The organism is Luteibacter sp. OK325, assembly GCF_003050935.1.
In the GTDB taxonomy this organism is placed as follows: Bacteria; Pseudomonadota; Gammaproteobacteria; order Xanthomonadales; family Rhodanobacteraceae; genus Luteibacter.
The window spans coordinates 135,506-149,188 of record NZ_QAOX01000005.1 but is presented as its reverse complement, the minus strand read 5'-3'; the positions used below and the strand labels follow the sequence as shown (position 1 = coordinate 149,188).

12 protein-coding genes are annotated in these 13,683 nt (G+C 65.0%); 5 read left to right on the top strand and 7 right to left on the bottom strand.

The features are described 5' to 3' along the window. The first annotated feature begins 8 nt into the window (after positions 1-8). Positions 9-785, top strand: coding sequence for a transporter (locus C8J98_RS12695; protein WP_107913560.1), 777 nt, complete (start codon positions 9-11; stop codon positions 783-785). Positions 786-943: 158 nt separating this feature from the next. Here C8J98_RS12695 and C8J98_RS22175 read toward each other — a convergent pair whose 3' ends face one another. The 3 genes from C8J98_RS22175 to mprF form a co-directional block, all read right to left on the bottom strand. After that, positions 944-1,105 (bottom strand): hypothetical protein, encoded by a 162-nt coding sequence (locus C8J98_RS22175; RefSeq protein WP_199229905.1) that lies wholly within the window; start codon positions 1,103-1,105, stop codon positions 944-946. Between the two features lie 647 nt (positions 1,106-1,752). Further along, on the bottom strand, positions 1,753-2,547 hold the full coding sequence (locus C8J98_RS12690) for an AcvB/VirJ family lysyl-phosphatidylglycerol hydrolase (protein WP_107913559.1): 795 nt from the start codon (positions 2,545-2,547) through the stop codon (positions 1,753-1,755). Next, positions 2,544-5,123: a bifunctional lysylphosphatidylglycerol flippase/synthetase MprF gene (mprF, locus tag C8J98_RS12685; protein WP_233260223.1), complete on the bottom strand. Its 2,580-nt coding sequence runs from the start codon at positions 5,121-5,123 to the stop codon at positions 2,544-2,546. Before mprF ends, C8J98_RS12690 begins: the two co-directional genes overlap by 4 nt. Before the next feature lie 242 nt (positions 5,124-5,365). On the opposite strand from mprF, the gene C8J98_RS12680 reads away from it, so the two are divergent. Next, positions 5,366-7,339 (top strand): alkaline phosphatase family protein, encoded by a 1,974-nt coding sequence (locus C8J98_RS12680; RefSeq protein WP_107913557.1) that lies wholly within the window; start codon positions 5,366-5,368, stop codon positions 7,337-7,339. Positions 7,340-7,447: 108 nt separating this feature from the next. Here C8J98_RS12680 and C8J98_RS12675 read toward each other — a convergent pair whose 3' ends face one another. Together C8J98_RS12675 and C8J98_RS12670 are read right to left on the bottom strand one after the other, a co-directional pair. Further along, entirely contained in the window at positions 7,448-8,869 is a 1,422-nt protein-coding gene (locus C8J98_RS12675; protein ID WP_107913727.1) for a nicotinate phosphoribosyltransferase, read from the bottom strand. Between the two features lie 41 nt (positions 8,870-8,910). Then, positions 8,911-9,612: a pirin family protein gene (locus C8J98_RS12670; protein WP_107913556.1), complete on the bottom strand. Its 702-nt coding sequence runs from the start codon at positions 9,610-9,612 to the stop codon at positions 8,911-8,913. Positions 9,613-9,809: 197 nt separating this feature from the next. Between C8J98_RS12670 and C8J98_RS12665 the strand changes: the two genes are divergently transcribed. Both C8J98_RS12665 and C8J98_RS12660 read left to right on the top strand, forming a co-directional pair. Continuing rightward, positions 9,810-10,817 (top strand): LLM class flavin-dependent oxidoreductase, encoded by a 1,008-nt coding sequence (locus tag C8J98_RS12665; protein WP_107913555.1) that lies wholly within the window; start codon positions 9,810-9,812, stop codon positions 10,815-10,817. A 4-nt stretch (positions 10,818-10,821) separates the two neighbouring features. Then, complete coding sequence (locus C8J98_RS12660; protein WP_107913554.1) at positions 10,822-11,244, top strand: putative toxin-antitoxin system toxin component, PIN family; 423 nt, start codon at positions 10,822-10,824, stop codon at positions 11,242-11,244. A gap of 60 nt (positions 11,245-11,304) precedes the next feature. Here the strand turns inward: C8J98_RS12660 and C8J98_RS12655 are convergent, their stop codons facing one another. Next, positions 11,305-12,207, bottom strand: a complete 903-nt coding sequence (locus C8J98_RS12655; protein WP_107913553.1) for a LysR family transcriptional regulator — start codon at positions 12,205-12,207, stop codon at positions 11,305-11,307. Between the two features lie 102 nt (positions 12,208-12,309). On the opposite strand from C8J98_RS12655, the gene C8J98_RS12650 reads away from it, so the two are divergent. Next, positions 12,310-13,020, top strand: a complete 711-nt coding sequence (locus C8J98_RS12650; RefSeq protein WP_107913552.1) for an SDR family oxidoreductase — start codon at positions 12,310-12,312, stop codon at positions 13,018-13,020. Positions 13,021-13,032: 12 nt separating this feature from the next. On the opposite strand, the gene C8J98_RS12645 is transcribed toward C8J98_RS12650, so the two are convergent. Further along, on the bottom strand, positions 13,033-13,680 hold the full coding sequence (locus C8J98_RS12645) for a DUF6348 family protein (RefSeq protein ID WP_107913551.1): 648 nt from the start codon (positions 13,678-13,680) through the stop codon (positions 13,033-13,035). Positions 13,681-13,683 lie beyond the last annotated feature (3 nt).

The following is a 13,683-nucleotide window of genomic DNA, read 5'->3' as shown; positions in this document are numbered from 1 at the left end:
ATGCGCGCATGAACCTGCGCCCCGCCCCGATCGTCGCCACCCTTCTTTGCCTTGCGTCGGCACCCGCCTTCGCCGATCCGCCGGACTTCGATCGGCCCGGCGCGGGCTTCGCCACCAGCGTGCTCCCCGTGGGCACGCTGGCGCTCGAACAGGGCTTGCCGACCTATGAACGCCAGCGTCAGGACGGTCTGCTCGACAAGACCTACACCGCCGACAGCCTCATCCGCATCGGGCTCGGTGGTCCGGCCGAGCTGCAGGTCGGCGGGTCGGCATGGAACCGGCTGGAAGAAAGTGGAGGCGGCAGCAGGCGTCACGCCACGGGCCACGGCGACACCAGCGTCGGCCTGAAGATCGCCCCCGGTGGTTCAGGCGCCACCGGGACCTTCAGCTGGGCTGCGCTTGGCCAGGTCTCGTTCGCCAACGGCGATCGGGATTTCAGCAACGGCGCGAAGCAATACACCCTCGGCGCCACCGGCCAGTGGAAGCCGGACGACACCTGGCAGGGCACGCTGTTCGCCAACGTCGATCGCCTCCAGGGCAACAACACGTGGACCCTGGCACCGACCTTCGGCCGCAAGCTCGGCGAGAACTGGACGGCCTACGTGGAAACCGACGCGATCCACGATGCCGGGGACGGGAACGAGTTGCAGGCAGGCGGAGGCGTTGCGTACAGCATCGGTGACCACGCGCAGCTCGACGCCTACGCCCTGCACCGTATCGGCACGCACGGGCCTTCGGTCGTCGCCGGCATCGGCTTCTCTGTGTTCTTCGGCAAGAAGGGCTAGCGCAAGACGCCCGAGCTTTGTGTGGGAGCCAGGCTGTGTGTGAGAGCCAGGCTTCGTGTGAGAGCCTGGCTTTGTGTGGGAGCCGGCTATGCCGGCGATGGGATTAGGGGCGGATATCGCCGCTGAAGCGGCTCCCACAAGGAGCTTGCGGGCGACACTTAACGGTTGCCTTTGCGCATGGCGCGCACGAGCAGCACGGTAAGTACCAGGCCGATGACCAGCCCGATTCCACCACCCCAGACGGAGCCGGTGCGGGAGTCGATGGCGTAGCCGATGCCGAAGCCGATCAGCATGAACAGTGGTAAAGGCAGGCATCCCATGGGTCGATGCTACCGAGAAACGTACCCCAGATAAAAACATGGCCCTCGCGCTCACGCGGAGGGCCATGACGGACGTCCCTGGGTCCGGTGGCATCAGCCACACCAGAACGCGGCCCGGCAAAGCCGGCGCGGCGTTATCGCCGATGAAGGGGGGATCGATCCTGGTACTAGGGACAGACGGCATCCTGCCGTCGGATCGGTCATCGGCGATTCGGTCGTCCCGACCGACTTCAGGCCGGGCGGGACACGGGATCTATCTTGCGTAGGCGTGCCGACGACGGATATAGGAGGAATCTTAAAAACGCCTGTTTATTTCCGACGTCGGTGCGGCCTGCGCGAAAGTCTCAAGCGCAGGCAGGTTGCGCCGGTCGTGGTCGCACCCGGTGCCCGCGCGAATCGCGCGGCGCTATTGGCGGCGCCGGCTTCGGCACGGCCTGGGTTACCGGTACGCCACGGCTCGCGAGGCTGCGCAGCCGCGCACAATCGGAGGATCCGTAGTCACGTTTTCCCGGTTCTCGTTGCATCGACCGTCTCCTGCCTTCGTCCCGCCCGAACGTGCAGCGTGATCCGGAAAAGAGAAAATTCCGGTGGCGCGCCGGTGAACGTTTCGTGACAGGTCTTCACGCGCCCGAAGGGCGGAAAACCCGTTAAGGCGACGTGGAGACGGGTGCCGTGCCGGACGGCATGCGCTCGATCAGTTCCGTGGCGAGCTGCTCGTAGTTCTCATCGAAATGATGCGAGCCGGCTTTCTTGTAGACGGTGACGAACGAGGGCAGCTTCGGATCGGTGCAGCCGCTGTCCCCGGCATCCTCCATGCCGTAGTAGCACGCCATCGGCGGTTTACCGCCCAGGGCCAGGATCGGCGGGATAGCGTCGGTGTGGACGACCGGGTTCAGCCACTGCAGCAGGTTGTGCGTGTGCGTGGTCCACCAACCCTGCTGCATATAGCCCTCGAGTTCGATCTCGAAGTTGACGTCCCGGCTGGACGACAGGAGGACGAGTTGGCTGAGTTTCGCGCGGTTGTCGGGACGCAGCTTGCCGACGATGGTCGGCAGGACGTCGGCACCGAAGGAATAGCCGATCAGCAGCACGCGCCTCTTTTTCCACTGCGTGGTGTAGCGATCCAGCAGGCGGTCGAGGTCGTGGGCCGATTCATCGGGCGAACGGTAACGCCAGAAGTACTTGAAGGTGCTTACGCCGGCGACGGGGATGCCGCGCTGGGTGAACACCGCGCCCAGGCGCTGGTCGAGGTCCCACCAGCCGCCATCACCGGAGTAGATGACCACGAGCAGGTCTTCCTCGCCGGCTGGCGCGGCTTTCAGCGCGGGCAGCTCCACCGTGGAAACTTCCATCGACGCGTGTGTCCACGGGTGCCAGGCAAGCAGTCCAAGCGCAGCCATCGCGCCGACAGCGATCAGGGCGTAACGCAGGAATCGTTTCATCGACGCACCACGCCGCCCAGGCCGCCCGAGATCAGGCTGGCAACATTGGCGAGCGCCAGCGGCACGGCGATGCCGCCGGCCACGGCGATGTAGCGCGGTTCCCACTCGGGGTCGAACTTGTCCTTGTAGCGATGCAGGCCGCGGAAGTTGTAGAAACGCTCGCCGCGACCGAACACCATCGCGCCGAAACGACTCCACAGCGGCGCCGTGCGGCGGTTCTGCAGGCCCGACAGCGGGGCCATGCCCAGGTTGAACCAGCGATAGCCTTCGGCTTTCGCCCAGACCATCAGTTCGATGAACAGGAAATCCATGATGCCGGAGGGTCCGTCGGGCAGGTGGCGCATCAGGTCGACGGAAGCTTCTTCCTTCGTCGAGGTCACGAAAACATTGGCGAAGGCGACGGGCTCATCACCCTGCCAGACCACCGCCATGGGTGTGCGCGCGAGATAGCGTTCGTCGAACAGGCCGAGCGAGAAGCGCTTCTCACGGACTTTCTTGTCGCGCAACCAGGCGTCGGAAATCACCTTCAACCGTGGCATGAGAGCCGGCACGCCTTCGACCGGCACGATCTCCATGCGCAGGCCGTCGCGGGCGAGCTTGTTCACCGTGCCACGCAGGGTCTTCTTCGACTTGCCGTCGAGATTGAAGGTCTCCAGTCGCACGCGTGCCTCTTCGCCGATTTTCAGCAGGCTCATGCCGACCTCGAGGTAAAGGTCGAGGTCTTCCGGGCGTACCTGGTAGAACAAAGGCCAGCCGCCGGCGTGTTCGCATTCCTCACGGAAGCGCCAGACCAGTTCGCGGCGTGCATCCTCGCTCTCGCCGACCGGGTCGCCCATCGCCACCCAGCTACGGCCTTCGATGTCGTACATGATGAAGGCGCGGTCGTCCGGCGCGAACATCAGCATCTTGTCGCCCACCAGGGCGAGGTGGGCCTGGGCCGAGGAGAAGCCTTTCAGCAGCGGCATGGCGCGGGCCAGGTCGGCATCGCCCGGCAAGGCGCGACGCGTGCGTGCAGGCCGGATAAGGTTGGCCAGCGCGAACAACATCACCACCGCGGTGGCGCCGACCAGTGCGCGCAGCGCGCGAGGCGCGCCGCCGTGGTGGAAGCTGAACTCCCACCAGAGGTTGTTGCTGTATTCGACGTGCTTGAAGCTGAAAAACACCAGCCACGTGGCACAGCCGAGGACGGCGGCGATCGCCGCCATCCAGCCCACCGAGAAGCTGGCGCGGAACAGCGAGGCACGGCGATAGAAGTGACGGTGCGCCGGAGCCAGTGCCAGGGCCAGCAACGAGAGCAGGGTCGCTTCCTCGTAGTCGATGCCCTTGAGCAGCGACAGGATGGCGCCGACGATCAGCAGCACGAGGGTCAGCACATAGGCCGCGTCCAGACGGCGCTGCAGGCCGCGGGCGAGGATCAGCAGGAGCATGCCGACGACGCTGGAGAGGAAATGGGAGACCTCGACCAGGGGCAGGGGCACGAAGCCACGCAGGATTTCCATGCGGCCCGGAATCGCCAGGGTGGCACCGGAGAAAAGCAGCACGGCGCCGGCAAGCAGCGTCAGGCCGGCGAAGAACGGCGGCAGCAGGCTACTGAACCACGGCGTGATCAACGCCGTGTGGCGCAGGCCGCGGATCTCGCGCCAGATCACCATCACCGTGGCTACGCCCAGCGGCAGGAGGTAATAAACGAGGCGGAAAGCGGTGAGCGAACCGAGGATCGGGGCTTCCAGGCCGTGATTGCCGGTGGCGCCGAAGCCGGCCAGCATCACCGCCTCGAACACGCCCAGGCCGCCCGGTACGTGGCTGATCAGTCCGGCCATCTGGGCCAGCACGAAGATCGCCAGGAAGTGGCCGAAGCCTCCGACGATCTCCTGCGGCATGAGAACGTAGAGCACGCCCGAGGCCAGGCCCCAGTCCAGCGCGCCGATCAGGATCTGGCGGGCGGCGACTTGCGGCGTGGGTGTGTTGAACGCCCAGCGGCCGAGGCGGACGGGCCGGCGCACCAGTGCGGCGGCGGCAAACCAGGCCAGCGGAACCAGGGTAAGCAGGATCGCCAGCGGGATACGCAGGCCCGAAAGCGGCACCTCCGGCGGAATCGGCACGATCAACAGCGTCACGCCGGTCAGGGCGGCAAGGCCCAGCCAGAAACTCAGGGTGGTGTAGAGGACCACGCGCGCGACTTCGCCCGTGCTCAGGCCGGCCTGGACGTAAAAACGGTAGCGGATCGAGCCGGACACCAGCAGCGACATGCCCAGCGCGTTGGAAAAGGCATAGCTGATGAAGGAGATAAAGCCGACGCGTTTCGGCGGAAGGCGCCGCCCGATGCTGGCAAGGCCGAACCAGTCGTACAGGGTCATCACCGAGAAGCCCGCACCGGTGAGCACGATGGCCAGCGCGATATCGGTATTGGGCAGGCCGTGGACATAGGCGCCGATCTGGCGGTATGTGACCTCGGTGGCCATGGCGTGCAAGGCCCACAGTGCCAGGCACAGCAGCAGCAGGGACAGCAGGGGGCCGCCTGCACGACGTAGCAGAGTCGCGTATAGCGCGGGCTTCGTCAGGGGCGCATCGTTCACTGGCAGCTCCGCCCTCGTATCGTGCTCCACTGCGTCCGCGGCTCCGTTGGTTCTCGTAAGGTCGTGTAGGGTGCCACATAGCGCGTTCAGGCGGCAGGTCGCGGTGCGTCCGGCGTTCATCCTTACGTGGTCAGCCGGCAAAAGCTTACGATAAGGTTTGGGAAAGCCTTATGTAAGCCGTCCTATCTAACCTCGCGGCACATCCTGCCCGCCTTGCGGCTGGCGCTCTTCGGTGAGGCACCATGCGTTCTGATTCCCTGGCACCCGGCGTCCTGCGCCAGCGATTCCGTCCGCTCCTGTGGTTCGGCATCCTCTTCGTCGGCGTGGCCTTCCTGGTTCGCCTGATCCTGCTGATCAAGACCGGACACGACATTCCTCGCGAACCGGGCAAGTGGCTGTACCTGTTCGCCGTGGGCCTGGGCTACGACCTGGTCACCTTCCTTTATTTCGCCTGGCCGATGCTGCTGGTGCTCTGGCTGCTGCCGCGGCGGGCCTACGTGTCGACCTGGGGGCGCCGGATCTTCCTCGGCTTCTGTTTCGTGCTGGCCTTCGCCGTGCTGTACCTGGGCGCCGCCGAGCTGGTGTTCTGGGGCGAGTTCAGCGCCCGCTTCAACTTCATCGCGGTGGACTACCTGGTCTATACGCATGAGGTCGTCGGCAACATCCAGGAGTCATACCCGATCGTCACCTGGTCACTGTTGCTGTTGCTGGCAACGGTGCTGGTGATTTTCTTCAGCCGACGCACGCTTAGAACCCGCGACGAGGGCTCGCGCTTCCTGGGCCGGACCGCCGTGGTGGGCGTCTGGCTGGTCCTGACCGTGGCGGTCAGCTTTGCTGTCGACGGCTCGATGAAAGACCGCTCGGCCAACAACTACGTGAACGAACTGGCCGGCAACGGCATCTATCAGTTCTTCGCCGCGTTCCGGAACAACGAGCTGGATTACGCGAAGTACTACCCGACGATTCCCGACGACCAGGCCTTCAGCAACCTGCGCAAACTGGTAAAGACGCCGAACGCCACGTTCACCAGCAACGACCCGAACGACATCACCCGCACGATCGCCGCGGACGGCCCGGAGAAGAAGCTCAACGTGGTGTTGATCAGCGTGGAGAGCCTGTCCGGCGACTACGTCGAAGGGCTCAATGTCAGCAAGCACATGGGACTGACGCCGAACCTCGACGCGCTGGCTGCGAAGAGCCTGTTCTTCACCCAACTCTATGCCAATGGCACGCGAACCGTTCGCGGCCTCGAAGCGCTTTCGCTTTCCGTGCCGCCTACGCCGGGCGAGTCCATCGTCAAGCGGCCGGGCAACGAGAACCTGAATTCGCTCGCCGACGTGTTCAATGCGAAGGGCTACACCTCCGAGTTCGTCTACGGCGGGTACGGCTACTTCGACAACATGAACCACTTCTTCGCCAGCAATGGTTACACGGCGGTGGACCGCAATGTCATCGACAACAAGGACATCCACACCGAGAACGTCTGGGGCGTGGCCGACGAAGACCTGTTCACCCTCGTGATGAAGCGGATGGACGAGTCGTACGCGAAGGGCAAGCCGTATTTCGGGCATGTCATGACGACGTCCAACCATCGTCCGTATACCTTCCCCGAAGGTCGCGTGAACGCGAAGCAGGGCGCGCGCAATTCTGCCGTGCGCTACACCGACTGGGCGCTCGCTGACTTCCTCAAGCGCGCGTCGACCAAGCCGTGGTTCGACGACACCATTTTCGTCATCACGGCTGACCACTGCGCGGCCAGTGCCGGCAAGACCAGCCTGCCGGTGGACAAGTACCACATCCCGCTTTTCATCTATTCGCCCAAGCACATCGCGCCGGGTCGCGTGGATCGGTTGATGAGCCAGATCGATATTCCGCCGACCGTGCTGGGCCTGTTGAACTTCAGCTACACCTCGCACTTCTATGGCTACGACCTGTTCAAGCTCGAACCCGGCCGCGAACGTACCTTCATGAGCACCTACCAGGAGCTCGGTTACATGCGCGGCGGCCTCCTAACGTCGCTGATTCCGCGTGAGCCGGTGAAGGAGATGACGCCCGATCTGGTCTCCGGCGATGCCACCGTCGCAAAGGCCGATCCGGTGGATGCTAAAGATGCGATCACGTATTACCAGACGGCCGCATATTTGTTCACGCACGGGTTGATGACGAAGAAGGGCGCCGCCGCGACTGCTGCGCCGACGCCTCCCGCAGCCCCATAAACCGATCTTTGTGGGAGCCGCTTCAGCGGCGATAGGGTGCTTGCCGTATCCTTCCCCGCTGCCGCGGGATCGCCGATGAATCGGCTCCCACAAGAGCGTCGGCTTTGCCTAGCGCCCGCCAGCGGCGCGTTCGCGCACCTCGGCGAAGGTCCAGTCGCGCAGCAGCTCACCGTTTTCCCACACGGTGACCATCGCTTCCTCCCAGCCGGGCTCCAGATCGTCCGGCGCGAGCGACACCGCGTCGCCCGGTAACGCCACGGTGCGATAGCTGCCGTATTCGCGATGGCGCACGAGGGTCATGCGACCGCGCTTGGATGTCTTGCCCTGGTCGGTGACGGGATCCTTCCACACATCGCGCCACCCGCCTTCGATGCGCACCGCCGAGCATTTGAGCGCGAACTTCTGCGTGTCGCGAGTGAGCTTCTGCAGTAATGCGCCGCCCATGCCGAAGGCGAGGTTGTCGGCCGAATAGCCGGCACCGGTGATGCGTTCGAGGATGGCGCGGATGCTTTCGGGGTTGACGCCGTCGCCCTGGATCACGCGCACGTGGTTCAGTACGCGAAAGCCCTTGCCGTTCACCGTGCTGCCGAAGGCATCGTTCAACAGGCTCACGCAGCGATGCACGACTTCCACCGGATCGCCGGAGTCCGGACGCACGATAACGGTGGCGCCCGAAGCGATGACTTCGTCGCGAAGCGTCTTGCCCCAGTGTTCGGCAATGGCGTGGAAGATGTCGTAGCTGTCGGAAACCACGGCGACGAGACTGCCGGCTCTGGCGAAGTGCTTCAGCATGTTCCGGTACGCATCCACTTCATGCTCGCGGCCCCAGCTGGTAATCGTGCTGTGCTCGGCCGCGGGGATCGAATAGCCCGCCATGGCCTCGCCGTAGAACGCCCGCGCGGCGAGCACGCCGGACACGGTATCCGTACCCATGAAGTTGACCAGGTGCGCCATGCCACCGAGTCCGGCGGATTCCGCACTGGACACGCCGCGCGCACCGAAGTCATGCAACTTGAAGGGAATCTGTCCGGCCGGGTCGTCCGAGGTCTTCTCCAGGTATTGCAGGATGGTCCGCCGTGCCTGCCAGCTGATCGTCGCCACGGTCACCGGATACCACAGGCGCAGCAGCAGGGTTTCCAGGTACGACGGCAGCCAGAAGGATTCAGGATCGGTCGACTCGATGGTGACCAGGGCCTGATGCGTGGGTACGACAGAACCTTCGGCCACGGCGCGAACGCGCACGGGCAACCTGCCGCCGTGGACATCCACGATGCGTCGCCAGCCAGCTTCATTGAAGGGTTCGCCATGGGCGGCGAAGAAGTCGCGGGCCGCATCCACATGCGCATGCGTGACCGGCCGGCCGAGGCGCGATTTGAGGACGGCCTGGAGGCCGAAAAACACCGTGCTCTCGTAGGTTCCGCCGCGCGATTCCACGTAGAAGAACGTGGCGTCGGTGCCTGGCGGATACTGCAGCCAGTGGCTGGCCTTATAGCTGTCGGTATCGAGGATGGGATTGTCGAGATAGGACATGCCGTGGGTCGTCATGACCCACAGCATACCCCTGGTGTCACTTATGCCGCGCTGTCGACCAGCACCAGTTCGGCATCGGCCGAGGCGGTGATACGCAGCGTGGTCTCGTCGCGGATCGCGGCACCGTCGCCCTTGTTGAGCGTCTTGCCGTTGATCTCGACCGAACCCTCGGCCGGCACCATGTACGCGAAGCGACCCTCGCCCAGCGTGTACTCCACGGTCTGGCCGGCCTTCACACTGGCGCCGAGCACGCGCGCGTCGGTGCGGATCGGCAGCGCGTCGCCATCACCGGCCATGCCGCTGGCCAGGGTGACGAACTGGCCGGAGCGCTCACCCTTCGGGAAGGGGCGGGTGCCCCATGACGGCGCCTTGCGCTCGCCGTCCGGGATGATCCAGATCTGGAAGATCCGGGTCGCGTCCGGCTCGGCGTTGTACTCGGCGTGGCGGATGCCGGTGCCCGCGCTCATCACCTGCACGTCGCCCGCTTCGGTACGGCCCTTGTTGCCCAGGCTGTCCTCATGGGTGATCGCGCCTTCACGCACATAGGTGATGATTTCCATGTCCGCATGCGGGTGCGCCGGAAAGCCGGTGCCGGCGGCGATCGTGTCGTCGTTCCAGACCCGCAGCGCGCCCCAGCCCATGCGCTTCGGATCGCTATAAGAGGCGAATGAAAAATGATGCTTCGCGTCGAGCCAACCGTGGTTGGCACCGCCAAGACTGTTGAAGCTGCGGACGTCGATCATGTCGTGCTCCCCGGAATTACCGGACTGGGTGAGTGAATGGGTGTATTTTCCTCTCCCCTTACGGGCTGCGGAGCATCGTTCCGCCGAACGGATTGTTTCCCCGGGATAGCTTGTGAGGGTTGCAAACCGGCCCCTCGCCGCCCATCTGGAACGAATTGGCGGTTCGCCCGCCTCCCCCTTTAATGAGGTGTCTGCGGATGATTCCGTTCTCGGTACTCGACCTGTCCCCGGTGGCGCGCGGCTCCAACCCTGGTCAATCGCTGCGCAACTCACGCGATCTCGCCCAGCATGCCGAAGCGCTCGGTTTCCATCGCTACTGGCTGGCCGAGCACCACAACATGACCGGCATCGCCAGTGCAGCCACCTCGGTGGTGATCGGCTTTATCGCCGAGGGCACGAAGACGATCCGGGTGGGCTCAGGCGGCATCATGCTGCCAAATCACGCACCGCTGGTGATCGCCGAACAGTTCGGCACGCTCGCCTCGCTGTATCCGGGCCGCATCGACCTCGGCCTTGGGCGCGCGCCGGGGACCGACCAGGGCACGGCGCGCGCCTTGCGCCGCTCCATGGGCCCCAGTGACGACCGCTTCCCGGATGATGTGCAGGAACTCCAGCTCTTCCTCGGTCCGCAGCAGCCCGGCCAGACGGTGCGCGCCGTGCCGGGCATGGACACCAACGTGCCGCTATGGCTGCTCGGCTCGAGCCTGTTCAGCGCGCAGCTCGCCGCGCACCTCGGCCTGCCGTTCGCCTTTGCCTCGCACTTCGCGCCGGACATGATGATGAAGGCGCTCGAGGTGTACCGGCACATGTTCCGTCCGTCCGAGGTGCTCGATAAACCCTACGCCATGCTCGGTATCAACGTGGTCGCGGCAGCGACGGATGAAGACGCGCGTCGCCTGTTCACCTCGCAGCAGCAGGCGTTCTGGAACCTGCGTCGTGGTGCGCCGGGCACGCTCCCGCCGCCGGTGAACTCGATGGATGGTGTGTGGACGTCGATGGAGAAGGCGCAGGTGGATCATGCGTTGTCGTGCGCGGTGGTCGGTTCACCGGACACCGTGCGCGACGGTCTCGCCGAGTTCATCGAGCGCACGGGCGCGGACGAGCTCATCATCACCGCGCAGATCTTCGACCACGCGGCGCGCAAGGAGTCGTACTCGATCGTCGCTGCCCAGCACGCCAGGCTTGCCGAGCGTTCGGCGGCCTGATCGCATGCGAGTCGTCCTGGATACGAATGTCTGCCTGGACGCGTTCGTGTTCGACGATCCACGCGCTGCACGACTCGTCGCGGCGCTCACCTCCGGTGACATCGAGGCGGTAACGCGGACGGATTGTCGCGATGAGTGGTTGGGTGTGCTGGCTTATCCCACGCTCAAGCTGGATGAAGTGCGTCGCACCGAAGCGGCGGCGCGTTTCGATGGCCTTGTCACGTTGCTGGAGGGCGACACTGCGTCCTGTGTGTCGCTGCCTCGCTGTCGTGACCCCGATGACCAGAAGTTCCTAGAGCTCGCGGCGACGTCGGGGGCTTCCGTTCTGTTCTCGCGCGATGCGGAAGTGCTTCGGTTGGGACGGAGAACGGTGCGTGATGGCTTGTTCGAAATTCTGAAGCCCGAGGATTGGGTGGCGGCTCGGTAACAGGGCCCGCTGCCGCGGGATCGCCGATGAGTCGGCTCCTACAAGATCAAGGCGAGGCTCTCAATCGCCCCAGCGCCATTCTTCCTTCAAGCGCTCCGCGCAGAAATCGACGAATCGCCGCACCTTTGGCGCCAGGTGTTGCGCATTCGCATACACCGCCTGCAACGGCGCCGCCGGAATCGCGTACTCAGGCAACACGCGAACCAGGCGCCCGTTGCCTAGATCGTCTCCCACATCCCAGATCGACTTCTGCACGATGCCGCCGCCGGCAAGCGCCAGCGTGTGGGCGGCTTCGCCGTCGTTGGTGATGAAAGAAGGGTTGACGCGCACCGATACAGGCCCATCGGCGTGCTGGAAGTGCCATTCGCGGGTCGGTTGTTCGCCGAAGACGATGCAGTCATGGCCGACCAGAGCCAACGGTTCCACCGGCAGGCCGCGCCGCGCGAGATACGACGGCGCGGCGCAGAGCACGCGATAGTTCGGTGCCAGCGAGCGGGCAATCAGCGAAGAGTCGGCCAGGCTGCCAAAGCGGATTGCCAGGTCCACGCCCTCGTCGACGATATCCATCAGGGCATCGGTCAGGGTGAGATGGACATTGAGCCCGGGATGTTCCAGGCGGAAGGCCACCGTGAGTGGGGCGATGCGGCGGCGCCCGAACGCCCTGGGTGCGGTCACCCGCAATACACCGGTCACGGCATCGCGGCTGCGCGACACGGCCGCCTCCGCTTCCTGCACTTCGGCCAGGATACGGACACAGCGCGCGTGGAAGGCTTCGCCCTCCTCGGTGAGTGACTGGCGGCGCGTCGTGCGCTGCAACAGTCGGACGCCGAGGCGTGCTTCCAGCGCGCTGAGGCGTTTGCTGACCACGGCCAGCGAGAGGTCGAGTTCACGGGCGGCCGCGGACAGGCTGCCCGCGGAAACGATGCGGGCAAACACGGTGAGCTCGAGGAGGTTGTCGATCATTCTTCGGTCCCGGGCAAGAGTCTTTCAGCCTCACGAGCCTTTGTCGGCTTCTGGGCAAGGATCATAGTGATCCCACCTTCTTCCCGCTTGTAGAGGCTCACCATGTTCTCCTTCACGAATCAGGATGTGCTTGTGGTCGGCGGCAGTTCCGGCATCGGACTGGCGACCGCCAAGGCGTTCACCGCCGCCGGTGCGCGCGTGACTATCGCTTCCCGCTCCGCCGACAAGCTCGAAGCGGCGCTGAAAGAGCTGGGTGGCGAAGCGCGGTCGCAGGTGTTGGACACGGGCGATGCGAAGGCCGTCGAGCAGTTCCTTTCGGGGCGCACCTGGAACCACGTGGTGGTATCGGCCGCGAAGACGCCGAGCGGTCCGGTCCGCCAGCTTTCGTTGGAGGATGCGCACAAGGCCATGGAGAGCAAGTTCTGGGGCGCCTACCGCGTCGCGCGCGCCGCGCGCATCCACGATGGTGGCTCGATGACTATCGTCTCCGGTTTCCTCTCCGTGCGACCGAGCGCCACCTCGGTACTGCAGGGCGCGATCAACGCCGCGCTGGAAAGCCTGGTACGCGGCATGGCGCTGGAGTTCTCGCCGGTGCGCGTCAACGCGGTGTCCCCCGGCATGATCCGCACGCCATTGTGGAGCGGCATGGATGCCGACAAGCGCGAAGCGATGTTCGCCGCCGTGGCGGAGAAGCTCCCGGCGAAGCGCGCCGGCGAGCCCGAAGACATCGCGAACGCGATCCTCTATGCCGCCGCCACGCCGTTCACAACGGGCTCGACCATCACCGTGGACGGCGGCGGCTCGATCGCCTGAAGCGCGGCGGCTTCAGTCCACCGGCACCAGCGCGATGAAGTTCCGCAGGCTGTAGTAGCGCTCGTGCTGCGGCCACTCCACCGACGCGATGGCCTTGTGCCCAGCCGCCCAGGGCTCGTTGTCGAGCAACACTTCGACCTGGCTCTTGCCGTCGCCCACGTTCCCGTAGAACACGCGGATCCAGTGAACGTCGTTGGTCAGCGGCGCCGTGGAAATCGCCGCCTCGAGGGCGGAAAGGCCGTCCTCGGGAATTTCCATCGGCGCGTCCTTCTCGCCGCGCAGCGTGAAGTCGCCGATATACGCGTTGAAGCGATGCACGCCAGCCGTCAGTTCGCGCACGGCGAGCTTGCTCTTGTTCACCGTGTGCCAGCATGCCGCCAGCACCACGTAGAAGTCGTTCCGCGCAAAGCTGTCCAAGGCATCGCGACAACCGATCTTGCCGCTGCCGATGCCGCCAAAGCTTTCCTCGATGGTACGTTCCTCGTCGAGCACGATGTCCAGGTCCAGTCGGCCCATGCCGCCGTCCTTGCCTTCGTGCCAGATGCCACGCAGGGCCGGGTAGTCGTCACCTTCGGTGAGCAGCCAGTCTTCGTCGGGCTCGAGTTCCACGCCGTGCTCGGCGAAAAGGTCGGTGAGGGTGTTCTGGATGAGACGGTCCATGGG